The organism is Acidovorax sp. sic0104, from assembly GCF_019219095.1.
In the GTDB taxonomy this organism is placed as follows: Bacteria; Pseudomonadota; Gammaproteobacteria; order Burkholderiales; family Burkholderiaceae_C; genus Acidovorax.
The window spans coordinates 1-22,685 of the sequence record NZ_JAHUWH010000030.1 but is presented as its reverse complement, the minus strand read 5'-3'; the positions used below and the strand labels follow the sequence as shown (position 1 = coordinate 22,685).

Sequence of the window (22,685 nt, the reverse complement as noted above, 5' to 3'; positions counted from 1 at the left end):
TTGATATTTCTTATATCAATTACGCTGCTTCTTCGACAGCTCGTGCGCAAGAGCGATGCCAATGATCTGATTTATGTTGCGCTGATTGAGTTCTAGCACACCTCGCCGAGGACCTTCCATCTTATTGCGCTCAAGGCAATGAGTGGCCTGGAGGCTCGTTGGCGCGGGTGTCTCGTCCTCTTTGACTACAATACCTCTGCCATTGTTTTCTTCATCGCAACGACGCTCATCCAATTCCGACAGCAAGACAGCTGAACGTACATCGGCGACAAGCTTCTGCGTTCTGGAGTTATTTGGAATACTCTGCACGCGAAATTCCAGGATTCGCAATTTTTCATCAAATTCAACATAGAATTTTTTCTGTGCTGCATAGGTATTTTTTGCAGAGCGCCCTTGCTTGTCCCACCTAGGAGTTTCGATCAACATTTTGGCAATGAATGTATCCATTGTCTGCTGAAGTGAGGTGAGCTGCTTGTCGGTCTCTTGATCATAGTCGGATGTTATCGATACTGTGCTGCATCCCGCCAATACAGCAAACATACCGCTCACCAAGGCAAATCCGCATGGACGCCGCATATAATTTTCAATAAAAAAACTCATGCCACAATACTCGTCAGGATTTCAATTTGCACAACTTGATGCCCCAATGGGGCCAGGACCAAGCGATCATCCTAGCGGAAGTTACAAAGCAGAATCCGCCAAACAAACGCAGGCGTTTAATACATCCTGCGATAATCTCTTCTCGCGAGATGGCTTGCACCCTGATTGAAGGCATGAAAGCAGTTCGAACAAATATATTTCAAGCCCACTGCCCGCAATCGCTTTCAACCAGAAAGTAGCGCTGCGATATTTAAGGCATGTCTCGTTGTCGATGCAAGCTTTAAATTGCCAATGGGCAAAGTCAATGATGGCAGTTTTGGAATTGGTTGCGGATGTCGGCGGTGCAGCAGAAAAAGGTGGCAGGGCGGCCTGATACTGTCAGTCGGCCGCCGCAAGACAGGTGCCTCACAATGCAACACCATGAGCCAACCGTCAGCCCCCCTCCCTGTGCACTCCCGCACAGCACCTGCACTGTGGATCGTCAAGACCGGCAACGCCCCCGCACCGCTGCGCGCGGTACACGGGGATTTCGAAGATTGGATCGCGCTGGGGCTGCGCGCAGGCCTCCACGGGTGCCCGCTGACAATACGCATCATCGATGCCCGGCTGTTGCCCGCCTGGCCCGCGCAGGAAGAGATCGCGGGCGTGGTGGTGACGGGCTCCCCCGCCATGGTCACGGACCGCGAGGCGTGGAGCGAGCGCACCGCGCAGTGGCTCTCCGGGCTGGTGCAGGACGACACACCGGTGTTGGGCATCTGCTACGGGCACCAGTTGCTGGCGCATGCGCTGGGCGGAGAAGTCTCCCATCACCCGGCGGGCCTGGAGATCGGCAGCGTTGCCGTGCGGCGCCTGCCCGCTGCCTTGGGTGACGCCCTGCTGGGTGGTCTTCCCGATGAGTTCGCGGCGCACACCGTGCACGAGCAATCGGTGCGGCGCCTTCCAGCCGGCGCCGTTGCGATGGCCGCCAACGCCCACGAGGCACACCATGCGTTCCGGGTGGGACGCTGCGCCTGGGGCGTGCAATTCCACCCCGAGTTCAGCCGCGCAGTGATGGGCGACTATGTGCGGTTCTTCGCACCTTTGCTCGCTCGCGGCGGCGTGGATGTGCAGGCTCTTGAGCGCGGTGTTGCCGCAACGCCGGCCGCCAGCGACCTGCTGGCGCGGTTTGCACGCCTTGCGCAGGACTGGCGAGCCGACACCTCGATGCTGGGCGCTGCGGCCACAGGAACGACCGCTTGAGCTGCAGCCAACGCCGACAGCGACCACCCCGTCGCGCCGTGGCCAAGGGTGGCAGCGATGGTGACTTTACGTGCCCCCCAGAAACTGCTGCTCGAAATCCTCGACCGGCAAAGGCCGGCTCAGCAGGTAGCCCTGGATCTCGTCGCAGCCCAGCAGCGCCAGCCGGCGCAGTTGGTCCTGCGTCTCCACGCCTTCGGCCACTACGTTGAGCCTCAGGGAATGCGCCAGGTTGACGATGGTGGCTACCAGCACGTGGCCCTGAGAGCCGGTGTCCATACCCATCACGAAGGAGCGGTCGATCTTGAGGGTATCCGCCGGCAGAGTGGCCAGGTAGCTCAGCGATGAAAAGCCGGTTCCGAAATCGTCGATGGCGACGGTGATGCCCATTTCGCGCAGCGCATGCAGGCTGCGGCGACTGTGTTCCACATCATCCATCACCATGCTTTCGGTGAGTTCGAGCTCCAGCCCCGCACCCGCTTCCGGGTCGAAAGCGAGCGCCTGGCGCACTTCTGCAATGAAGTTGCGGTGCCGCAGCTGCAGGAAGGACACATTGACGGCTACCCGCAGGGCTGAATGGCCCGCGCGGCGCCACCGCTGGTTGTCCAGGAGCGCCTGGCGCAGTGCCCAGCGGCCCACGTCATAGATCAAGCCGGTCTCCTCCAGCACCGGGATGAAGAGGCCCGGGGGCACCAGACCCCGGAGCGGGTCGTTCCACCGGATCAGGGCTTCAGCGCCCACGATCTGTCCGTCGGCCAGGCGCTGCTTGGGCTGGTAATGCAGCACGAACTGGCCGTGTTCCAGCGCTTCGCGCAAGCGGCCCTCCAGGCTCAGCGTCTCGGCAACGCGCGTGTTCATGCCCGATGTGTAGAACAGCAGGTTTTCCGCAGAGTCCTTGGCCTTGTTCGCGGCGGCCTCGGCGTTGCGCAGCAGTGTTTCAGCATCGGCGCCATCGAGTGGGTACAGGGCGACACCCGCCTTGGCCGCCATGCGCAGCTCGGTGTCACCCAGCACGAAGGGCGCGTCGAAGCAGCTGCGCAGCAGGTGATCCACCGCCAAGGCCACCGCATCGGCATCGCGGGCGTCCGTGACAGAGATGCCGTAGCTGTTGATTCCGACGCGGGCCACGCCGCAGGCTTCTCCGGCGGCCTGCCGCAGCCGCTGGGCCACCTGCCGCAGCAGCTCGTCACCGCGCTGGCGCCCCAGCGTGTCGTTGACGAAGCGAAACCGGCTGATGTCCATGAGCGCAAGGCCCTGCAGCGCACGGGCACCTTCGCGCGACCTCAGGTGCTGGGCACTGCGTTCGAGGAAAAGCGTGCGGTTGGGCAGGCCGGTGATCTCGTCGTAGAAGGCCAGGTAACTCAGTCGGTCTTCCTTGTCCAGATGATCAAGCGCAAAGCCGATGTCGCCGGCCAGCTCCACAAGGAGCTTCATCTCGACCGCATCGAAAAAGCCCACCTCTTCGGAGAACAGAGCAAGGAGACCCACCACCTTGCGCGCCACGATCAGAGGCAGCATGGCCAATGACGCGACACCATGCTCGGCCAGCAGGTCGGGCATCAAGATGCGCGGGTCGCCACGCACGTCGTCACACACTGCGGGCTGCCCCGTGCGCGCCACTTCGGCAATCAATGCTTCTCCCGGCGTGGGCTGCGCGTAGAGCCCGAGCCGGCCGCGTATCCGCCCAAGGAACTGCGGCTCGGCACCGGCCAGCGCCACGGGCACAAGCTGCATCTGCGCCTCGTCGACACGGCCCAGCCAGGCGATCTTGAACTGCCCGGCTTCCACGGCGATGCGGCAAGCCTCCTGAAAAAGCTCTTCGCGCTTGCGAACGCGCACGATCAAGGTGTTGATGCCGCTGAGCATCGCGTACACCCGGTTGAGCCGCTTGATCTTGCGCTCGGCCTCCTTGCGCTCCGTGATGTCCTCCCCCAGCGCTGCCACGCCCGAGACCTGCCCGCCCACCGAGCGCAGCACGGTGTTGTTCCAGTGCACCAGCCGACGCTCCCCCGAGCGGGTGACGATTTCGTTCTCGTAGTGCCATGCCGATGATCGCCCGGTCAGCACGTCTGCGAACACCTGGCGGATGTGCGCCTGCTCCGGCGGCAAAAACAGCGAGAACCAGCTCTGCCCCGCCACCTCTTCGCGTTGCCATCCAGTCAGGCGCAGCAGGTAGTCGTTGCAGTAGGTGACGCACCCTTCGTTGTCGAGCATCAGCGAGATCATCTCGACCTTGTCCAGCATGTCGTTGAAACGCCGGTCGCTCTCGCGCAAGGCTTCTTCGGCGCGCTTTTGCACGCTGATGTCCTGGATGGTGTTGAACCAGCGCACACTCCCGCGCGCGCCGTCTTCGCCAGGCAGGGGCTCCATCACCTGGCGCAGGTGGATCAGCACGCCGTCCGCGCGCACCAGTCGGTAGGTGAAGTCCGTGCGCACGCGCTTGCGGCCAGCCTCCAGCGCGCGCGCCCGGAACAGCGGCTGGTCGTCCGGGTACACCCGCGCCATCCACTCCCGGGCAGAGCGCGGCATCGCTGAGGGCTCCACGCCCAGCATGGTGGGGCAGGTGCCAGGCCAGCTCTCGAACACGCCGTCGCGCCCACTGACCACATGGGTGATCCTGGCCAGCACCTGAGCGCGGTGAAGGCTCGCTTCACTGGCGCGCAGCTCTTCGATGACGCGCTTGCGCTCCAGCACTTCCAGCTGCAGCCTGTCCGCATGCCGCTGCACCTCGATGTAGAGGCTGCCGTTCTCATAGATGCGGCCCACCTGCGCGCCAAGGATGGACAGGATCTTTTCATCGTCGGCGCTGAACTGCGAAGCTCCGGTCTTGTTGACCAGGCACAGCCACCCGTAGGAGTACGACAGTGAGGTGACGGGCGCGATCAGGGCATTGTGCAGCGGCGGGTATCCGGCCGGCAGGCCCACAGCCGTAGGATCGCCGTGATCATGCACAAAGCGCTGGGCGCGCCGTTCCGCGCGAACCCGGCCCAGCAGGCCGTGCGAGACCACAGGCAGGTCCAGCGGCCCCGTGGCGGAGGGGTCGATGCCGCTGGTACAGACCAGCGACGCATGGATGTCCTTGCGCACCACGCACAGCACCACATACTGCGCGCCCACCAGATCGCAAGCGCCCCTGCAGACGTTGGCCAGCAGCACCTGGGGGTCGCGTTCGGACGCCAGTTGCAGGTTCAGGTCGGTCAACGCAGCCAGGCGGCGGTTCATGGCTTCCAGCTCGGCCACGTTGCCCGTGAGCTTGTCGGTCACCAGTTGCAGGTGCCGTGTCTGGAATCCTTGTGCGAGCAGCGGGGCAGCAATGGACACCTCAGACAGAGCCTGTTCGATGGCCGCCAGGATGTCCTGCGGCTCGCACGGCTTGGCCAGGACCTGTCGCACACCGCAGGCCGCCGCCAGGTTGCGCGCCTCCTGCTCGCGGTAGTGGGCGCTGTAGAAGATCACATGCGTGCCGGCGAGTTCGGGGTCGCTGCGCATCTGGCGCACGAGCTCATAGCCGTCCATCGTCGGCATGAGGATGTCGGAGATCACCAGTTCGGGCCGTTGCGCACGCACCATGGCCAGCGCTTGGGCGCCGTCGGACGCTTCCAGCGCCTGGTGCCCACTGTGCTCCACCAGCGTCACCACCAGCGCCCGGTTCACCGGGATGTCGTCGACGACAAGGATCTTGGCCATGCGTGTGCGAACGTGTCAGGTCCCGCCTGGTTGCGAACGGAAGGAGGGGCCGAGGAACGCCTCGATCTGCTGCACGAACGTCTCGGGCGTGATGGGCTTGGACAGGTGGTCGTCAAAACCCACTTCCAGGGCCTTTTCGCGGTCGCCCGGCATCGAGAAGGCCGTCACGGCCACGAGTGGGACAACACGCCATTCAGGGTGCAAGCGAAGATGCCTCGCCACTTCGTAGCCGTTCATCACCGGCATCTGCAGATCACACAGGACGAGGTCGGGCCCGTGGGCCAGTGCCAGCGCCAGGCCCAGGGCGCCGTTCTCGGCGGCCAGAACCCGGTGTCCTGCGTCTTCCAGCAGGTACAGCACCAACTGCCGGCTGGCCTCGTCGTCCTCGACGACGAGGATGGTGGCTTTGCGGGGTTTGGTGGTCATGAGGTCGTCTCCGGAAGTTCGACGGTGAAGGCACTGCCCTGCCCTTCGATGCTCTCCAGGTCCACGGTGCCTCCGAGCGCCTCAGCCAGCTTTCGGCTCAGATGCAGCCCCAGTCCCGTTCCCTCCTGGTGCCGGCGCTCGGCGGTCTCCACGCGGGAAAATGCCTCGAACAGGCGGGATTGCTCTGATCGGGGGATGCCCGGCCCCGTATCCTGCACACGCATGCAGACCAGGCGCTGCTGAGCCCTGGTGGCAGTCTCCAGCGTCACATCGACCCGCCCTTCGTGGGTGAATTTGATGGCATTGCCCACCAGGTTGATGAGGATCTGGCTGACCGCCCTGCGGTCGGTGTACAGGGGCACGGCTGTCGCAGGCAGGTGAAGCGCAAACACCAGGCCCTTGCGCCGTGCCTCGGGCTCGAGAGTGGCCGCGACGTCCTCCACCAGACTTCGGCCGTCCAGCGCTTCCAGATTGAACGAGGCTTTGTTGGCGCTGAGCTTGGCCACGTCCAGCAGGTCGTTGATGAGCGACAGCAAGTGGCGCGCACCCGTCTGAACGATGCGCAACTGCTTGTCCTGCTCCGGATTGAGCGGGCCCGGCAGTTGCATGAGCAGGGTGCCGGTGAAACCGATGATGGCATTGAGCGGGGTGCGCAGCTCGTGAGACATGCTGGCCAGAAAACGGTCCTTGACGAGCGCAGCGTTTTCAAGCTCCAGGTTCTTGTCGCGCAGCGCCCGCTCGATGTGCTTGCGCGCGGTGACGTCGCGGATCGCGCTCGACACGAAGAGCCCCTCCTCCGTCTCCAGCGGGCTCAGGCTGATCTCCACCGGAAACTCTGACCCGTCCTTGCGCAAGCCGTACAGGTCCAGCCCGGCTCCCATGGATCGGGCGCGGGGCTCCGAGAAGAAACCGTGGCGATGGTGCGGATGGCGGTCCTTGAACCGATGCGGGACCAGCAGCTCCACCGGTTGATCGAGCAGCTCTTCGCGGCTCCAGCCGAACAGCTTCACGGCCTGCGAGTTGACCAGCACGATGCGGCCATCCCGGTTGACGATGACCATGGCGTCCGGCGCTGCTTCCAGAAGATCCCTGAACTTCTGATCCGCCCGCTTGCGGTCGGTGATGTCCCGGATGGCGGTCATCGCCATGGTGCCTTCTTCTGTGGCGATGGGACTCAGGCTGATTTCCACCGGAAACTCGGACCCATCCTTGCGCAGCCCGTAAAGTTCCAGCCCGGCCCCCATGGTGCGGGTGCGCGGCTGGCCGAAGAAGCCGCTGCGGTGGCCCAGGTGCGCTCCCCGGTAGCGGTGCGGCAGCAGCGTCTCGATGGACTGGCCCAGCAGCTCCGTGCGCACATATCCGAACAAACGTTCGGCCTGGGAATTCACAAGCACGATGCGTCCGGTCACGTTGACCATGACAATCGCATCCGGTGTCGATTCCAGCAGGTCGCGAAAGCGTGCTTCGAGCAATTTGGCGTCACGCTGGACCTTCAGTGGCGTGACGTCCTTCTTGCTCGACAGAAAGTACAGCAGGACCCCGGCCGCGTCGCGCACCGCCTTGGTCGAGACATTGACGTGCACCAGCGAACCATCCTTGCGCCTGCGCACGGACTCATGCACCTCCGTCGATCCGCGCAGCGCCTGGGCACGGATGCCTTCTTCTTCCGCCAACTTGTCCGGCGGCACGATCAGCTCGCCAATGGAGCGGCCCAACGCCTCGGACTCGGTGTAGCCAAAAATCGCTTCGGCCGCAGCGTTCCAGTTGAGCACGGCCCCTTGCGGCGACAGCACCAGCAAGGCGTCGGGGTTCTGCTCCCAGTACGAGAGCGAAAAATCAGCCTCCATCGAGCCCTCCGGCAATGGAGCCGTCAGTGGGCGCCTGCCATGACATCTGGACGCAATGTGCGGTCAAGACGCCTATGTGGCAGGCAGGGCACCCGGTGATGGCGTTTTTTGTATGGGCCTGTCCGCCGCTTGCCCGGCGCTGGCGCAGCCCGCGCCCACGCCGCGGCGACAGGTCAAAAATATCTTAAGAGCATGAGCACAAAATGCCAACGAACAAATGGCCAAGCCCGGCCACTGCACGCCGCAGGCGCCGCTGTGGATCGCGCAGGCGCAAAAAAGCCCCGGCTCCGCCAGCGGAAGCAAGGGCCTTTGGCGCCAAATCGGCGCTGCATTGCTCTGGTGTGCGACGCCGGGCGCCGCCACCGCTACTGCATGTGATCGATCATGACCTGCCCGAAGCCCGAGCAGCTCACTTGCGTGGCGCCCTCCATCAGCCGTGCAAAGTCGTACGTGACCTTCTTGGATCCGATGGATCTTTCGAGAGAGCTCAGGATCAGGTTGGCGGCTTCCACCCAACCCATGTGGCGCAGCATCATCTCGGCCGAGAGAATCTCCGAGCCGGGGTTCACATAGTCCTTGCCGGCGTACTTGGGCGCCGTGCCGTGCGTGGCCTCGAAGCACGCCACAGAGTCGGACATGTTGGCGCCAGGAGCGATGCCGATACCGCCCACCTGGGCTGCCAGCGCGTCGGAGATGTAGTCGCCATTGAGATTGAGCGTGGCCACTACCGAGTATTCGGCCGGGCGAAGCAGGATCTGCTGCAGGAATGCATCGGCGATGCTGTCCTTGATGGTGATTTCCTTGCCCGACTTGGGGCTCTTGAGTCTGCACCAGGGGCCGCCATCGATCAGTTCGGCTCCAAACTCCTTTTGCGCCAGGGCATACGCCCAGTCGCGGAAACTGCCTTCGGTGTACTTCATGATGTTGCCCTTGTGGACGATGGTCACACTGGGCTTGTCGTTGTCGATGGCGTACTGGATGGCCTTGCGCACCAGACGCTCGGTGCCCTCGCGCGAGACGGGCTTCACGCCCAGGCCGGACGTATTGGGGAAGCGGATCTTCTTGACACCCAGCTCGTCGCTCAAAAACTTGATGAGCTTCTTGGCCTTGTCGGATTCGGCTTCGAACTCGATGCCGGCATAGATGTCTTCCGAGTTCTCGCGGAAGATCACCATGTTGGTCTTCTCGGGCTCCTTCAGCGGAGAAGGCACGCCCTTGAAATACTGCACCGGGCGCAGACACACGTACAGGTCGAGCTCCTGGCGCAGCGCCACGTTCAGCGAGCGGATGCCACCGCCCACGGGCGTGGTCAGCGGGCCCTTGATGGAGACCACGTACTCGCGCAGCACCTGCAGCGTCTCGTCGGGCAACCACACGTCGGGGCCATAGACCTTGGTGGCCTTCTCGCCCGCGTACACCTCCATCCACTGGATCTTGCGCTTTCCGCCATACGTCTTGGCCACAGCAGCGTCCACCACCTTGATCATTACGGGCGTGATATCCAGACCCGTGCCGTCGCCTTCGATGAACGGGATGATGGGCTGGTCGGGCACATTGAGCGACATGTCGGCGTTGACAGTGATTTTCTGCCCTTCGGCGGGCACCTGGATGTGCTGGTAGCTGGTCATGGACGGGGTGTCTCCTGTGGGAAAGCTGACATGGATCAGCAGGCGGTGCAGTGCGGATTGTCGAAAGAACCAAACAATTCTAATGACAAAAAAAATCGCAAAAGACCCTGTCAACGCGGCCGCCGCTGCTATCGTTGCGAGTGGAGCCTTGCGGTTCGCGCAGGGCCCCTAGAACCTCAATGCAACACTGGAAACGGCATATATGAAAAAACTCCTCGCTGTCCTGGTGGCTGGTCTGTTCGCTGCAGGTGCTTTTGCACAGGCACCCGCAACGGCCCCTGCCCCCACACCCGCCGCTGCACCCGCCGCAGCCGCACCCGCACCAGTAGCCAAGGCCAAGGCGACCCATACTGCCAAGAAGAAGACCGGCAAGAAGGTCGCCAAGAAGAAAACTGCCCACAAGGCTGCCTGACCTGGACGCGCAGGGCCTCTCAGGCCCTGGCGAAAAGCCCGGTAACCGCCCGCATTCGCGGGCGTTTTCGTTGGGGAGCCCTCACGCTGCGGCCGCTGCGCCCCCGAGTGTTCATGGACCGACTCTGCCAGCCGTTGGAATTTTTTGCGGTGCCATCGCCTCCATACCCAGACTGGCCGCTGCCGGCATCGCCAAGCCCCGCGCCGCGCATCGCCTTCAATCCCTGCCCCATACTCTTTTCCATCGCCGTCCAGTTGCACCGAAAGCATTGCCCATGAAGACTCTCACCCTCGCACACGCGTCGTTCACTGCGCGCCCCGCCCTGGCTGCCACCCTGTTTCTGGCCCTGGGCCTGCTGGGCAACACCGCCGCCGCACAGGAAGGCCCACAGCTCAACCTGCAACGCGTGGAGCTGACGGCCGGGATGCACCGCATCGACGCCCAGGTGGCGGCCACGCCGGAGCAGCGCCAGATCGGGCTCATGCACCGCAAGGAGATGCCGCAGCACGAAGGCATGCTGTTTGTGTTCGAGCAGCCTGCACAGCAGTGTTTCTGGATGAAAAACACGTTGCTGCCGCTGACGGCGGCCTTCGTGGCCGATGACGGCACCGTGGTGAACCTGGCGGACATGAAGCCCCAGACACTGGATTCGCACTGCTCGGCCAAGCCCGTGCGCTATGTGCTGGAGATGAACCAGGGCTGGTTCGCCCAGAAGGGCCTCAAAGCCGGCGCCAAGCTTGCCGGGGCCCCGTTTCGCCGGCAGTGACGGGCGCAGCCAAAAAAAAAGCGGCCTTGAAGCCGCTTTTCTCTGCCCCCCCCCGCAGCGTGATGCGGCGAAGTGGGCTGACTGCCGATAATCAGGCGAAGTTGGCTTCAGCAAACTTCCAGTTGACCAGCTTGTCGAGGAAGGTCTCGACGAACTTGGGGCGAAGGTTGCGGTAGTCGATGTAGTACGCGTGTTCCCACACGTCCACCGTCAGCAGCGCCTTGTCGGCGGTGGTCAGGGGCGTGCCGGCGGCTCCCGTGTTGACGATGTCCACGCTGCCGTCAGCCTTCTTCACCAGCCAGGTCCAGCCCGAGCCGAAGTTGCCCACGGCGCTCTTGACGAACGCTTCCTTGAACGCGGCGTAGCTGCCCCACTTGGCGTTGATGGCTGCCGCCAGCGCGCCGGATGGCTCGCCGCCACCCTGGGGCGCCATGCAGTTCCAGAAGAATGTGTGGTTCCAGATCTGCGCAGCGTTGTTGTAGATGCCGCCGCTGGACTTCTTGACGATCTCTTCCAGCGTCAGGTTTTCGAATTCGGTGCCCTTTTGCAGGTTGTTGAGGTTCACCACATAGGCGTTGTGGTGCTTGCCGTGGTGGAATTCCAGCGTTTCCTGGCTGTAGTGCGGCGCCAGGGCGTCGATGGCATAGGGCAGCGGGGGAAGGGTATGTTCCATGGTGTTTTCCTCGTGGTTTGAAATTCTGGGATGCATGCCACCTGCAGCGCTCACCTCGGCAATGCAGTCGGACACAGCGCGAAAGGGGCATTGTAGGAACATCGGATGACCTGTGCAGGCTCCTGCCCGGCCCCGCCCCCAAAAAGCTTCAGATGGCGCGCACGTCCTACAGCGGCGACCGAACCTTCCCCCCTCACTGCGCCATCACGGCGCCCTGTGCCGCGGGCCGGGCACCCACCCACGGGACTACAGCAGGCGGGGCTGGGCGGCCACGGTCACATCCACCGCTCCATCGGCCAGCGTGGCGCGCAACGCATCGCCGGGCTGGGCCTGCCGCACGCTGGTCACAGCGTGGCCCTGGGCGTCCGTCAGCAATGCGTAGCCGCGCTGCAGCACCAGCCGCGGGTCGAGCAATTGCAGCCGCAGGGCTGCGCGGTCCAGCCGCTCTGCCTGCTGGCCCATGCGGCGCTGTATCTTGACCGGCAGATCGGCCTGTAGCGCCTGCTGGGTCTGCGCCAGCCGCTGCAATTTCAGGATCATTCCGTGGCGCATGTGCTGCGATAGCCGCGCCAGTTGCAGTTGCTGGCGTGCGACGAGGCCTGAAGGGCGCCCCAGGCGGCCCGCGGCCTGGTCCAGCCGCTGGTGCCGGCTGTCCAGTTGGCGCTGCAGGCTGTCTTCCAGGCGCTCGGCCATCAGGTCCAGTGTCCCCAGCCACACGGCGCGCGGCTGGGACACGAGTTCGGCGGCCGCCGTGGGTGTCGGCGCGCGCAGGTCCGCGCAGAAGTCGGCGATAGTGAAGTCGGTTTCGTGGCCCACGCCGCAGACGAGCGGCACCGGGCTCTGGACGATGGTGCGCGCCAGTTGCTCGTCGTTGAACGACCACAGGTCTTCCATGGAGCCCCCACCGCGCACCAGCAAGATGGTGTCGATGGGCGGCGTGGTGCCGTGATCGGCCCCTGGCGCTTGCCTCGCCTGCGCGAGCCGATACAGTTTTGATAGCGCCGCCACCAGCGATGCAGGCGCTGCACCGCCCTGCACCTGGGCCGGGACCAGCACCACCGGGATGTGCGGCACGCGGCGGCGCAGTGCGGTGACCACGTCGTGCAGCGCCGCTGCGCCCAGCGACGTGACCAGCCCGATGCCGCGCGGCATCAGGGGCAGCGGGCGCTTGCGGGCAGCGTCGAACAGGCCCTCGGCCTCCAGTTGGGTCTTCAAGCGAAGGAACTGCTCGAACAGCGCGCCCTGCCCTGCGCGCTGCATGCTCTCCACGATGAACTGCAGGTCGCCCCGCGCCTCATACACGCCGATGCGTCCCCGCAACTCCACCAATTCGCCATCACGCGGCGAAAAGTCAAGCAGGCTGGCGGCGCGGCGGAACATGGCGCAGCGCAACTGCCCGTTTGTGTCCTTCACCGAAAAGTAGCAATGCCCGCTGGATGCGCGCGAGAAGCCCGTGATCTCCCCGCGCACCGCGACAGGGTTGAACCGGGCCTCCAGCGCATCAGCAATGGCGCGGCATAGCGCGCCAACTTCCCACACGCGCGGCGCCGCTGCGAGGCCTGGGCCCTCAAACATCGGCGGTTGCGCGCTTTGGCGCCGTCAGGGCGGCGCGAGTACTCCACAGCGCATCGCGTGCGGCAGCACCAGCGAACACGTAGCCACAAAATGCCCCCACAGCACGATTGCACGTGCAAGTCATTGATTTATAAGCGTTTTTCATTGCACAATTTTTCATCAATCTGTTGCAATCACGGTGTGGCGCCACTTTGCGGACCGCCAAAGCCGGGTTTCCCACAAAGTTATCCACAGATTTTGTGGGTGAGAGCAATGCCCGGACTATGGGGCGGCAAGGTAACTGTTTGTGACGCAAGGGCGCGCCGGATGCACGCGCAAGCTGGGCCATAATCGCCGATTGCTTTCATCTGCGCGGAGAGAGATTTGCTGTCCATCATACAAGCCGCAGGCTGGCCGATCTGGCCCCTGATTGCGTGTTCCGTCCTGGGACTGGCGTTGATTTTCGAACGTTTCCTGGCCCTGAAGACGGCCCGTGTCGCTCCCCCCAAACTGCTGGACGAAGCGATCACGGTATCGTCCAAGGCCATTCCCACGCCCGATGTGGTGAACCAGCTGGCGCAGAGCTCCGCTTTGGGGGAGGTTCTGGCCAGCGGCCTGCGCACCGTCAACAGCAACCCCCAGTGCAGCGAGACCGATCTGCGCGCCGCCATGGAAGGCACGGGGCGTGCCGTGGCGCACCGGCTTGAAAAGTACCTTGCTGCACTGGCCACCATCGCCTCGGCCGCGCCGTTGCTGGGCCTGCTGGGCACGGTGATCGGCATGATCGAGATCTTCGGCTCGCAAGCTGGCGGCGGGGGGGTGGGCCAGGCCATGGGCGGCGGAAACCCCGCGCAGCTGGCTCACGGCATTTCGATTGCGCTATACAACACGGCGTTCGGCCTGATCGTGGCCATCCCAGCGCTGATCTTCTGGCGCTACTTCCGCGCCCGGGTCGATGCCTACCTGCTCACGTTGGAGCTGGCCTCCGAGCAGTTCGTGCGCCACATCCTGCGCCTGCGCAAAGCGGTCAAGTAAGAAGAACCACAGCAAGCCCATGAACTTTCGCCCCCGCGCCAAGGAAGAGCCGGAGATCAACCTGATCCCGTTCATCGATGTGCTCCTGGTGATCCTCATCTTCCTGATGCTGACCACCACCTACAGCAAGTTCACAGAGCTGCAGCTCACCTTGCCCGTAGCCGACGCAGAGCAGCAGCGCGACCACCCCAAGGAAGTCATCGTCGCCGTCGCGGCAGACGGACGCTATGCAGTCAACAAGGCCGGCGTGGAAGGCAAGAGCGTGGATGCCATCGCGCAGGCGCTGCGCGGCGCAGCCACTGCCGGACAAGGCAGCGTGGTGATCATCAGCGCCGATGCGATGGCCCCCCACCAAGCCGTGGTGTCGGTGATGGAAGCCGCCCGCCGGGTGGGCCTCACACAGATCACCTTTGCCACCCAGTCCTCGGCGGCCGGACGCGCGCCCAGCCGCTGACTGACCGCATGGCCGGCTCCGGGCCGCAACCGCCGGCCCCCTCCTCCCAGGCTTTGCCTTCACTGACTGCTGCGCAGAGCCTGCACAAGGCCTGGCAGTCGCGCGGCGTCGCCGCGTGGGTGCTCTGGCCGGTGTCCTGCATGTACCGGGCCCTGGTCGCGTTTCGGCGCTGGCTATACCGTGCAGGAATCCTGTCGTCCAGCCACCCTGGCCGACCCGTCATCGTGGTGGGCAACGTGATTGCAGGCGGCGCAGGCAAGACGCCGGTCGTGATTGAACTGGTCCGGTACCTGCAGGCGCGAGGGCTGCGCGTGGGGGTGATCTCGCGCGGCTATGGCCGAAAGACAACGGGCTGCCGCGAGGTGCTTGCGGACAGCCCGGCGTCGGAGGTGGGTGACGAGCCTGCACTCATGGCGCGCAACCTGAGCGACGGCGGTGCCACCACACCCCTTTTCGTCGCCCGCCAGCGCACCGAAGCGGCACGTGCCCTGCTTGCGGCGTACCCCGAAACCCAGATGATCGTTTGCGACGACGGCCTGCAGCACCTGGCACTGCGCCGCGATGTGGAGGTTTGCATCTTCAACAATCAAGGGGTGGGCAACGGCTTTTTGCTGCCCGCCGGCCCGTTGCGCGAACCGTGGCCTCGGCCCACAGACCTGGTGCTGTACGCAGGGGATGCCCCCCCGCGCAGCGCAGCACCCAGTTTTCGCATGGAACGCCACCTGGCCGACTTCGCGCTGCGCGCGGATGGCAGCCGGGTCCCACTGCAGGACCTGCAGGGCCAGCCGATGCACGCAGTGGCCGCCGTCGCCCGCCCCGCTGACTTCTTTGCCATGCTGCAAACCCGGGGATTGACGCTGGCCCGCACCGAGGCACTGCCAGATCACTATAATTTTGATAGCTGGCAGCGCTTGCAGGACAACCGTCAAGTGCTGATTTGCACTGAAAAAGACGCCGTCAAGCTATGGCCGCGCCACCCGGACGCGCTGGCGGTACCACTGCAATTGCACATCGACAGCGCATTCTTTGCCGCACTGGACGCCCATCTGCCAACATGATCTGCGAGCGGCCCGCCGCTATCATCGCCGCCTGCCTGACGAAGACACCCCATCCTGCTTACCGCCTTGCCCGAAAGCCACGCCATGGACCCCAAACTGCTCGAACTGCTGGTCTGCCCCGTCACCAAAGGCCCATTGACCTATGACCGAGAGGCGCAGGAACTGAAGTCTCGCAGCGCGCGCCTGGCCTACCCGGTACGCGATGGCATTCCGGTGCTGCTTGAAAACGAAGCCCGCCCGCTGACCGATGAGGAACTGCAGGCGTGAGCACGCCGCCCGCCACCACCAGCAGGAGTTGCGGCGATCGCTTCACCGTGTTGATCCCCGCGCGCATGTCATCCAGCCGCCTGCCCGACAAACCGCTAGCAGACATCGGCGGCCTGCCCATGGTGGTGCGGGTTGCGCAGCGCGCTGCCGCAAGCGCCGCAAGCCGTGTCGTCGTGGCTGCGGATGACGCTCGCATCCTGCAGTCCTGCGCGCAGCATGGGGTGCAGGCCATCCTCACGCGCGCCGACCACGCCAGCGGCAGCGACCGGCTGGCCGAAGCGTGCACACAACTGGGCCTGGACGGCGACGACATCGTGGTCAACGTGCAGGGGGACGAACCCCTGATGGACCCGGCGCTCATCGACGCCGTGGCAGCCCTGCTGCATGCACGGCCAGATGCCAGCATGGGCACTGCGGCGCACGCGCTGGCCGCGTTGGAGGACTACACCAACCCGAACGTGGTCAAGGTGGTGCTCGATGCGCGAGGCCTTGCGCATTACTTCAGCCGCGCCCCCATTCCGTTCGCGCGCGACCATGCGGGCACCGCCTGGTGGCAGGACGGCGCCGCACAGACAGCAGCGCCGGGGGTGGCCGCACTGGCAGGCTTTGCGCCGTTGCGGCACGTGGGCATCTACAGCTACCGCGCGGGCTTCCTGCGCCAGTTTCCAGGCTTGGCACCTGCACCGACCGAGGCCGTGGAGGCGCTTGAACAGTTGCGCGCACTCTGGCACGGCCACCGCATCGCAGTCCACCTGGCCGACTCCGCTCCGGGCCCCGGCGTGGATACGCCCCAGGACCTGGAGCGCGTGCGCGCACTTTTTCGCTGACCTGTGCGCGACAAACTCCGCTGTGCGGGCAACGCACCTCGGTGGCACACGCTGAACGCCAGCGCTGCGAAGCTGCTCGCAAACGGTGCACCTTGTAAGTCAAGTCAAGGTTGTCACATGCTATCCTCGAATGCAACGAGAGAGAGCATCGCATCCCGGGTACGCCTCTGCTCACCGCGACCTGCACGCGGTGATCTTGGCGCGCCCCCGCCAGCGGCGCCAGACGATTTCTAACCTTCGAGGACTTCCATGAGACTGATTCTGTTGGGCGCGCCCGGTGCCGGAAAAGGCACGCAAGCCACGTTCATCTGCCAGAAGTACGGCATTCCGCAAATCTCCACCGGCGACATGCTGCGCGCCGCCGTGAAGGCCGGCACCCCCCTGGGCCTGCAGGCCAAGGCGGTGATGGATTCGGGTGCACTGGTCAGCGACGACATCATCATCGGCCTCGTGAAGGAACGCATCACCCAGCCGGACTGCGCCAACGGCTTTCTGTTCGACGGCTTTCCCCGCACCATTCCGCAGGCCGACGCCATGAAGGCGGCAGGCGTCAAGCTCGATTACGTGCTCGAAATCGACGTCCCCTTCGATGCCATCATCGAACGCATGAGTGGCCGCCGCTCGCACCCCGCCAGCGGCCGCACCTATCACGTCAAGTTCAACCCACCCAAGGTCGAAGGCAAGGACGACGTGACGGGCGAAGAGCTGATCCAGCGCGAAGACGACAAGGAAGACACCGTCAAGAAGCGCCTGCAGGTCTACAGCGACCAGACCCGTCCCCTGGTGGACTACTACAGCAGCTGGGCCCAGGCCGAGCCCCATGCCGCCCCCAAGTACCGCGCCATCAGCGGCACGGGCAGCGTGGACGAAATCACCACCCGCGCACTGCAGGCGCTGGCCAGCTGAGCTTTCGCCAAGATTGTGGTTTGAATCACGGCGCCTTGCGACAAGGCGCCGTTGTTGTTGGCGCCCACGCGTTCGCCAACTGCCGCATCGACAACCGTGGGCTATGGAACGGGGCTGGATCCTGTCCAAGTCCTTTTTGGGAAGATGCTGCCGCCGCTCTTTGAACCAAAGTTCAGGCAGGGCCTGACCGCAGGCCATAGGCCTTGCCATCCACGAACAGGTATTCGGCGCGCAGCACCGCGTCGCCCTTTTCATCACGCAGCGTGAAGCCCACCACCGACAGCGCCGTCCCCGGCTTGATCTCCTGCACCTGCCAGGCCTGCATGCGCGTAAGCGGCGCCAGCTCGATCTCCCACTGGCGGTCCTTGCGCCGGGGAAGCACAGCCTTGGCCAGCAGCGCCTTGCCATCCACCGGTGCCGTCTGGGCAGGTACGGCTCGCTGCGCCAGATCGGTGGGCAGCGCCAGGCCCGCAGGTACATCCAGCTGCAACTCGGCGTGCGGGTTCTGCCAGCGCACGGACCGCACCGTGCCTTCCAGGTAGATCGGGCGATCGGCATCGAAACTGCTCCATCCGTGGTGTGCATGGGCACCCAGCGGCATGGTGGCGGCAGCCACAAGCAGATGACGGCGGTGCAGGCTCATCGAAACACTCCTTTCATGGTCAATCACGGCGATCAGGCAAGCAGCGAGGCCTACAGGCCGGACGGCTGGCAGCCCGCATCCCGCTACTACAAATAGGCGATCCAGCGGCCACAAACCACCACACCCAGCCAGATGAAGGTGGACACCAGCATCTGCGCCCGGGCCAGGCCATCCAGGCGCGCCAGCGAACCCCGCCCATGGAACCACGCAGCATTGCAACCCGCAAGCATTAACAACAGCATCTTCAAGGTGAATGCCCGGCTGCTGAGCAGCTCTGCGGGTTGCGTGGCGAACATCAGCAGCCCCGACGCAGCTGCCAGCCCGAAGCCGCACAGCGCCACAGACAGGCTCAGCCGAGCGAGATCCGGCACCGGCAGCGCGGCGCCACGGCCGAACACCCGCAACTCCAGCAGCACCAGATTGCCCAGCAGCAACGCGATGCCCACGATGTGCACAACCTCCAGCGCCGGGTAGGCCCAGGCATGGGTCTTGAGAGATGCGAAGAACATGCCGTGCGTCGCCTTTGCTTGCGGTGTTGCCGTCCGGTGCCTGCCGATGGATCAGGCCGACTGGCCTTGCAAGATATCCAGCATCAGGGAAACGCGAGCCTTCACCGGCGACAGGCCCTGCGAATCCGGCAACGCATCGCCCGGTTTGGGCAGTACCTGCCCCTGCGCGCAGCGGGTGGACCGCACCACGCGAACACCAACGTCCTGCGCCTTGAGCAGCGCAGCCTCCAGTGCATGGTGAAGCGTGCCGTTGCCCGTGCAGGCGACGACGATGCCCTGCACGCCGTCACGCACCAGCGCATCCACCATCGCCCCGCTCGCGCCAGCGTGGTTGAGGACAATCTCTACACGCGGCCAGAGAGGCGCGTTTGCTATCATTTTAAAAGCATTCAACGCAGATGGATTCGGCGCAAGGGGCCAGTCTTGCACCAATCTCACTACCCCTTCCTCCACCCAGCCCAGCGGCCCCGCCTCTCCCGAGCTGAATGCATGAACACGGTACGGATGCACCTTCTGCACGTGGCGGGGGCCGTGTATTTCTCCAGCGGCCACCGACACCACCCCGCGCGCGCCCTGTGCGGCGGCCACAGCCATCGCATCCAGCAGGTTCTGGGGCCCGTCGGGAGTGAGCGCAGTGGCTGGACGCATGGCGCAAGTGAGCACCACGGGCTTGCACCGCACGTCGAGAACCTGGCTCAGGAACCACGCCGTTTCTTCCAGGGTATCGGTCCCATGGGTGATCACAACACCTGTCACGGCCGGGTCCTGCAAGTGCTGCGCGCAGCGCAAGGCCAGCGTCTGCCACACCGACATGTCCATGTCCTTGCTGTCGATCTGGGCCACCTGCTCGGCGTGCAACTCCGCGCCACCGGCGGCGTGCTGCAGCCCCGGCACCGCCGCGAGCAACTGCGCGACCCCGACCTGCGCAGCCGTATAGCCGATGTTGTCGCCTGCCTGCGCCGACGTACCCGCGATGGTCCCCCCCGTGCCCAAAACCACAATTTTTTGCCCGCTCACTTGCATACTCCGAAAAACTGGTGAAAAATACAGTTACTGGATTAAAAAACAGTTGTTCGCCACTGTAGCGTCTCCACCGGAAACCACCATGCTCGACAACCCGAAACTGACCGCACGCCAGCAGCAGATCCTGGATCTCATCCAGAACGCCATCGCCCGTACGGGTGCGCCCCCCACCCGCGCTGAAATCGCCGCCGAGTTGGGCTTCAAGTCCGCCAACGCTGCAGAAGAGCATCTGCAGGCTTTGGCACGCAAGGGCGTCATCGAACTGGTCAGCGGCACTTCGCGCGGCATCCGGCTGCGCAATGACACGGTGCGCTCCATCAACGCAGCACGCGGAAACCAGTTCAGCCTCCCCATTCCGGGGCTGTCCCAGTTGGTACTTCCGCTGGTGGGCCGCGTGGCTGCAGGCTCGCCGATTCTCGCGCAAGAACATGTCGACCAGACCTACAGCGTGGAAAACAGCCTGTTCCAGCACAAGCCCGACTACCTGCTCAAGGTCCGCGGCATGTCCATGCGCGACGCAGGCATCATGGACGGCGACCTGCTGGCCGTGCAATCCACCCGCGAGGCCCGCAACGGCCAGATCATCGTGGCGCGCTTGGGTGACGACGTCACCGTCAAGCGTCTGCGCCGCACGGCCACATCCATTGAACTCTTGCCCGAGAACCCCGATTACCCCGTGATCGTCGTCCAGCCCGGCGAGCCTTTTGAAATCGAAGGCTTGGCCGTGGGCCTCATCCGAAACACCATGCTCATGTAGCACCCTGGTTTTTTGCCGCACCCCAGGTGGCGGGCGTTTGGTGTGCTGGCAATGCCGGTACGCCAGCCCTGCGGTGTCGGTTGTCATTGCAATCCTGCCTATGTCCAACCCCCGAACTTCGGAGTTTTCACATGGGAATTGCCTTGTCCACCCTCTCTGCCGCCCTGCCCCACCCGCTCCAGAACCTGGCACGCTGGCTGCACAGCCTTGTTCAGCTCGAAGAGGCTCCTCGCAATGGCAGCCACAGCGGCACAGCGTCGCCCTTGCCGGCAACAGATGCCAGCTCCCAGGGCAGCCAAGTTTCGGGCCACCGCAGTCGGCCTGCGGATGATGAACGCACCGTCGGCGCTCCCCGCCTTCGTCCGCTGAGGGGCAACTGGCCCTTCACCGTTTCGCAACCATCACAGGGGCAAGTGACAGCAAATGGGCCCAAGCCGACTGCCACGCGGTCCTGCCCTGCGGCCCACCGCTCCTTTCTTTGCGGCCCCAGCGGCAGCAGCCGGGATGCCTTCCTGGCGTCCATCGCATCAGGCACGGCGTCGCAACGATCTGCCACCACTGTCCGCAAGGTAGCCCATGCCAGCGGCCGACTCGTGATCGCTGGCCGCATGGCGGACGTGTGCGCAGAACTGGACCGCATGGCCGCATCGGAAGCACTGCAGGCTTAGCGGACCTGCCGCAGCTTCGCAGTGCAGTGCGCTCTGCAATCGGCAGCCCGGTTCGCCCAGGCTGGGCGGCCTTGCACCCCAACGCTCACACAATGCCCGATGGCGCTACTGCAAGGCAGATCACGGTGGAAGCAGCGCAGATATGCCCATGCCGGGCATGCAGCGCCATCACACTCTCAAGTAAATGCTGGTGGCGGATGCGACAGCAAGGCACGGTACGTTGTGTGGGCGTCGGCAGGTCATCAGGGTTTGGGCAAACAGGGCTGCCCATTTCGCAAGGCGTGCGCACCAAGTGCAGCGCGCGTGCCGCGAGCGGACCTAGCGGCGAACCTGCAGCGCGCCGGGATTGACGATGTTCGTCGGCGTGCCCTTGATGAAATTCACAACGTTGTCGAATGCTGCACCAAAGTAAAGCTCATAGCTGTCTTGCTCCACATAGCCGATGTGGGGCGTGCAGATGCAGTTCTCCAGTCGCAGCAAGGCGTGCCCTTGCAGGATGGGTTCGCTCTCGAATACATCCACTGCTGCCATGCCAGGTCGGCCCCGGTTGAGCGCCGCGATCAACGCATCGGGCTCGATCAGCTCCGCGCGCGATGTATTGACGAGCAGTGACGTGGGCTTCATGCACGACAGGTCTTCGAGCGACACGATGCCGCGTGTCTCGTCGTTCAATCGAAGGTGCAAAGAGATCACATCGCATTGAGCGAAGAACTCCTCACGCGTGGTGGCGGCCTGGTAGCCATCCGTCAGCGCCTGGGCGCGAGATGCTTCTCGACCCCAGATCCGCACGTTCATGCCAAAGGCTCGACCGTAGCCGGCTACCAACTGGCCGATGCGGCCATACCCCCAGATGCCCAGCGTCTTGCCGCGCAGCACATTGCCAAGGCCGAAGTTTGGCGGCATGGAGGCAGCCTTCAGGCCGGATTGTTGCCAGGCGCCGTGCTTGAGGTTTGATATGTACTGCGGCACCCTGCGCATGGCAGCCATCACCAGCGCCCAGGTCAACTCCGCGGGGGCCACCGGCGAGCCGATGCCTTCAGCCACTGCAATGCCGCGCTCTGTACAGGCGACAACGTCCACATGGTTGCCGACTTTGCCGGTCTGCGCGATCAGCTTGAGCCGGGGAAGCTTCTCCACGAGTTGGCGCGTGATCTGGGTACGTTCACGGACAAGGACAATGATGTCTGCATCCTTGAGCCTTACGGAAAGCTGGCCCAGACCCTTGACCGTATTGGTATAGACCTTGGCTGTGTATGCGTCGAGCCGGGAGGCGCAATGGAGCTTGCGCACTGCGTCCTGATAGTCGTCGAGGATCACGATGTTCATCCCGACATTGTGCCTTGGCAGAAGGCGCCGCACTGCGCCGCTCGGCTTTCCGTCATGCCGAAAAGCCGGCTTTTGGTGACGGAATGTGGCGCGGGCTTCGTTGCATGCACGGTCGTGTCACGGTGCGGGTCTTCGCCGTGAGATCGAATCGTGGCATTGCAATGAGCGTGAATTCGGCGCGGTGCAACTGCAACTGCAACTGCAACTACAGCTGTTCGCGTCAATGGCAATGGCAATGCCCTTCACACTTCACCACTGACCCGTCCTGAATTACGTTGACACTCAAACAGCCGGCGTTCAGCCGGCCAGGGACGCCCGGTGCACAGCATCGGGCGTTTGCATTTTGAGCGACAGATGGGGTCGTTCGTGGTTGTAGATCTGCA

Annotated in this window: 21 protein-coding genes; 10 read left to right on the top strand and 11 right to left on the bottom strand. The window is 64.1% G+C overall.

The window, feature by feature from the left end; genetic code table 11:
* Positions 1–15: 15 nt before the first annotated feature.
* Positions 16–600, bottom strand: coding sequence for a hypothetical protein (locus KW835_RS25985; protein WP_218387645.1), 585 nt, complete (start codon positions 598–600; stop codon positions 16–18).
* 420 nt (positions 601–1,020) lie between these two features.
* On the opposite strand from KW835_RS25985, the gene KW835_RS25980 reads away from it, so the two are divergent.
* Positions 1,021–1,839 (top strand): glutamine amidotransferase, encoded by an 819-nt coding sequence (locus KW835_RS25980; protein WP_218387644.1) that lies wholly within the window; start codon positions 1,021–1,023, stop codon positions 1,837–1,839.
* A 66-nt stretch (positions 1,840–1,905) separates the two neighbouring features.
* Here the strand turns inward: KW835_RS25980 and KW835_RS25975 are convergent, their stop codons facing one another.
* The 4 genes from KW835_RS25975 to icd all read right to left on the bottom strand — a co-directional run bounded on the left by KW835_RS25975 (position 1,906) and on the right by icd (position 9,424).
* Positions 1,906–5,523: an EAL domain-containing protein gene (locus KW835_RS25975; protein WP_218387643.1), complete on the bottom strand. Its 3,618-nt coding sequence runs from the start codon at positions 5,521–5,523 to the stop codon at positions 1,906–1,908.
* Positions 5,524–5,538: 15 nt separating this feature from the next.
* Positions 5,539–5,949 carry a response regulator gene (locus KW835_RS25970; protein WP_218387642.1) on the bottom strand — a complete coding sequence of 137 codons (411 nt, stop codon included), beginning with the start codon at positions 5,947–5,949 and terminating at the stop codon, positions 5,539–5,541.
* Positions 5,946–7,796: a PAS domain S-box protein gene (locus KW835_RS25965; protein WP_218387641.1), complete on the bottom strand. Its 1,851-nt coding sequence runs from the start codon at positions 7,794–7,796 to the stop codon at positions 5,946–5,948. The genes KW835_RS25970 and KW835_RS25965 overlap by 4 nt, the downstream gene beginning before the upstream one ends.
* A 365-nt stretch (positions 7,797–8,161) precedes the next feature.
* Positions 8,162–9,424 carry an NADP-dependent isocitrate dehydrogenase gene (gene icd, locus KW835_RS25960; RefSeq protein ID WP_218387640.1) on the bottom strand — a complete coding sequence of 421 codons (1,263 nt, stop codon included), beginning with the start codon at positions 9,422–9,424 and terminating at the stop codon, positions 8,162–8,164.
* 202 nt (positions 9,425–9,626) lie between these two features.
* Here icd and KW835_RS25955 point away from each other — a divergent pair, with 202 nt between their 5' ends.
* Positions 9,627–9,836, top strand: coding sequence for a hypothetical protein (locus KW835_RS25955; protein ID WP_218387639.1), 210 nt, complete (start codon positions 9,627–9,629; stop codon positions 9,834–9,836).
* 274 nt (positions 9,837–10,110) lie between these two features.
* Entirely contained in the window at positions 10,111–10,602 is a 492-nt protein-coding gene (locus KW835_RS25950) for a DUF192 domain-containing protein (RefSeq protein WP_218387638.1), read from the top strand.
* Between the two features lie 91 nt (positions 10,603–10,693).
* On the opposite strand, the gene KW835_RS25945 is transcribed toward KW835_RS25950, so the two are convergent.
* Positions 10,694–11,275 carry a superoxide dismutase gene (locus KW835_RS25945; protein ID WP_218387637.1) on the bottom strand — a complete coding sequence of 194 codons (582 nt, stop codon included), beginning with the start codon at positions 11,273–11,275 and terminating at the stop codon, positions 10,694–10,696.
* A 246-nt stretch (positions 11,276–11,521) separates the two neighbouring features.
* A complete protein-coding gene (xseA, locus tag KW835_RS25940) occupies positions 11,522–12,850 on the bottom strand; it encodes an exodeoxyribonuclease VII large subunit (RefSeq protein ID WP_218387636.1) in 1,329 nt (442 codons plus the stop codon).
* Positions 12,851–13,213: 363 nt separating this feature from the next.
* On the opposite strand from xseA, the gene KW835_RS25935 reads away from it, so the two are divergent.
* The 6 genes from KW835_RS25935 to adk all read left to right on the top strand — a co-directional run bounded on the left by KW835_RS25935 (position 13,214) and on the right by adk (position 17,376).
* On the top strand, positions 13,214–13,864 hold the full coding sequence (locus KW835_RS25935; RefSeq protein WP_218387635.1) for a MotA/TolQ/ExbB proton channel family protein: 651 nt from the start codon (positions 13,214–13,216) through the stop codon (positions 13,862–13,864).
* Positions 13,865–13,883: 19 nt separating this feature from the next.
* On the top strand, positions 13,884–14,318 hold the full coding sequence (locus KW835_RS25930) for a biopolymer transporter ExbD (protein WP_218387634.1): 435 nt from the start codon (positions 13,884–13,886) through the stop codon (positions 14,316–14,318).
* 8 nt (positions 14,319–14,326) lie between these two features.
* On the top strand, positions 14,327–15,376 hold the full coding sequence (gene lpxK, locus KW835_RS25925; RefSeq protein ID WP_218387633.1) for a tetraacyldisaccharide 4'-kinase: 1,050 nt from the start codon (positions 14,327–14,329) through the stop codon (positions 15,374–15,376).
* Positions 15,377–15,460: 84 nt separating this feature from the next.
* Complete coding sequence (locus tag KW835_RS25920; RefSeq protein ID WP_218387632.1) at positions 15,461–15,643, top strand: Trm112 family protein; 183 nt, start codon at positions 15,461–15,463, stop codon at positions 15,641–15,643.
* Positions 15,640–16,470, top strand: coding sequence for a 3-deoxy-manno-octulosonate cytidylyltransferase (gene kdsB, locus KW835_RS25915; protein ID WP_339385509.1), 831 nt, complete (start codon positions 15,640–15,642; stop codon positions 16,468–16,470). Before KW835_RS25920 ends, kdsB begins: the two co-directional genes overlap by 4 nt.
* Positions 16,471–16,719: 249 nt before the next feature.
* Complete coding sequence (gene adk / locus KW835_RS25910) at positions 16,720–17,376, top strand: adenylate kinase (RefSeq protein WP_218387631.1); 657 nt, start codon at positions 16,720–16,722, stop codon at positions 17,374–17,376.
* Positions 17,377–17,548: 172 nt separating this feature from the next.
* Here the strand turns inward: adk and KW835_RS25905 are convergent, their stop codons facing one another.
* From KW835_RS25905 to KW835_RS25895, 3 genes are all read right to left on the bottom strand, one after another.
* Positions 17,549–18,019 carry a DUF6152 family protein gene (locus tag KW835_RS25905; protein ID WP_218387630.1) on the bottom strand — a complete coding sequence of 157 codons (471 nt, stop codon included), beginning with the start codon at positions 18,017–18,019 and terminating at the stop codon, positions 17,549–17,551.
* 86 nt (positions 18,020–18,105) lie between these two features.
* Positions 18,106–18,528: a hypothetical protein gene (locus KW835_RS25900; protein ID WP_218387629.1), complete on the bottom strand. Its 423-nt coding sequence runs from the start codon at positions 18,526–18,528 to the stop codon at positions 18,106–18,108.
* A 51-nt stretch (positions 18,529–18,579) separates the two neighbouring features.
* On the bottom strand, positions 18,580–19,551 hold the full coding sequence (locus tag KW835_RS25895) for an asparaginase (RefSeq protein WP_218387628.1): 972 nt from the start codon (positions 19,549–19,551) through the stop codon (positions 18,580–18,582).
* 82 nt (positions 19,552–19,633) lie between these two features.
* Here KW835_RS25895 and lexA point away from each other — a divergent pair, with 82 nt between their 5' ends.
* Positions 19,634–20,308 (top strand): transcriptional repressor LexA, encoded by a 675-nt coding sequence (gene lexA / locus KW835_RS25890; RefSeq protein WP_218387627.1) that lies wholly within the window; start codon positions 19,634–19,636, stop codon positions 20,306–20,308.
* 986 nt (positions 20,309–21,294) lie between these two features.
* On the opposite strand, the gene KW835_RS25885 is transcribed toward lexA, so the two are convergent.
* Complete coding sequence (locus KW835_RS25885) at positions 21,295–22,302, bottom strand: D-2-hydroxyacid dehydrogenase family protein (protein ID WP_218387626.1); 1,008 nt, start codon at positions 22,300–22,302, stop codon at positions 21,295–21,297.
* Between the last annotated feature and the right edge of the window lie 383 nt (positions 22,303–22,685).

Coding starts and splice junctions, on each gene's coding strand:
- KW835_RS25985 (WP_218387645.1), bottom strand. CDS start 600: ATGAGTTTTTTTATTGAAAATTATATGCGGCGTCCATGCGGATTTGCC.
- KW835_RS25980 (WP_218387644.1), top strand. CDS start 1,021: ATGAGCCAACCGTCAGCCCCCCTCCCTGTGCACTCCCGCACAGCACCT.
- KW835_RS25975 (WP_218387643.1), bottom strand. CDS start 5,523: ATGGCCAAGATCCTTGTCGTCGACGACATCCCGGTGAACCGGGCGCTG.
- KW835_RS25970 (WP_218387642.1), bottom strand. CDS start 5,949: ATGACCACCAAACCCCGCAAAGCCACCATCCTCGTCGTCGAGGACGAC.
- KW835_RS25965 (WP_218387641.1), bottom strand. CDS start 7,796: ATGGAGGCTGATTTTTCGCTCTCGTACTGGGAGCAGAACCCCGACGCC.
- icd (WP_218387640.1), bottom strand. CDS start 9,424: ATGACCAGCTACCAGCACATCCAGGTGCCCGCCGAAGGGCAGAAAATC.
- KW835_RS25955 (WP_218387639.1), top strand. CDS start 9,627: ATGAAAAAACTCCTCGCTGTCCTGGTGGCTGGTCTGTTCGCTGCAGGT.
- KW835_RS25950 (WP_218387638.1), top strand. CDS start 10,111: ATGAAGACTCTCACCCTCGCACACGCGTCGTTCACTGCGCGCCCCGCC.
- KW835_RS25945 (WP_218387637.1), bottom strand. CDS start 11,275: ATGGAACATACCCTTCCCCCGCTGCCCTATGCCATCGACGCCCTGGCG.
- xseA (WP_218387636.1), bottom strand. CDS start 12,850: ATGTTTGAGGGCCCAGGCCTCGCAGCGGCGCCGCGCGTGTGGGAAGTT.
- KW835_RS25930 (WP_218387634.1), top strand. CDS start 13,884: ATGAACTTTCGCCCCCGCGCCAAGGAAGAGCCGGAGATCAACCTGATC.
- lpxK (WP_218387633.1), top strand. CDS start 14,327: ATGGCCGGCTCCGGGCCGCAACCGCCGGCCCCCTCCTCCCAGGCTTTG.
- KW835_RS25920 (WP_218387632.1), top strand. CDS start 15,461: ATGGACCCCAAACTGCTCGAACTGCTGGTCTGCCCCGTCACCAAAGGC.
- adk (WP_218387631.1), top strand. CDS start 16,720: ATGAGACTGATTCTGTTGGGCGCGCCCGGTGCCGGAAAAGGCACGCAA.
- KW835_RS25905 (WP_218387630.1), bottom strand. CDS start 18,019: ATGAGCCTGCACCGCCGTCATCTGCTTGTGGCTGCCGCCACCATGCCG.
- KW835_RS25900 (WP_218387629.1), bottom strand. CDS start 18,528: ATGTTCTTCGCATCTCTCAAGACCCATGCCTGGGCCTACCCGGCGCTG.
- KW835_RS25895 (WP_218387628.1), bottom strand. CDS start 19,551: ATGCAAGTGAGCGGGCAAAAAATTGTGGTTTTGGGCACGGGGGGGACC.
- lexA (WP_218387627.1), top strand. CDS start 19,634: ATGCTCGACAACCCGAAACTGACCGCACGCCAGCAGCAGATCCTGGAT.
- KW835_RS25885 (WP_218387626.1), bottom strand. CDS start 22,302: ATGAACATCGTGATCCTCGACGACTATCAGGACGCAGTGCGCAAGCTC.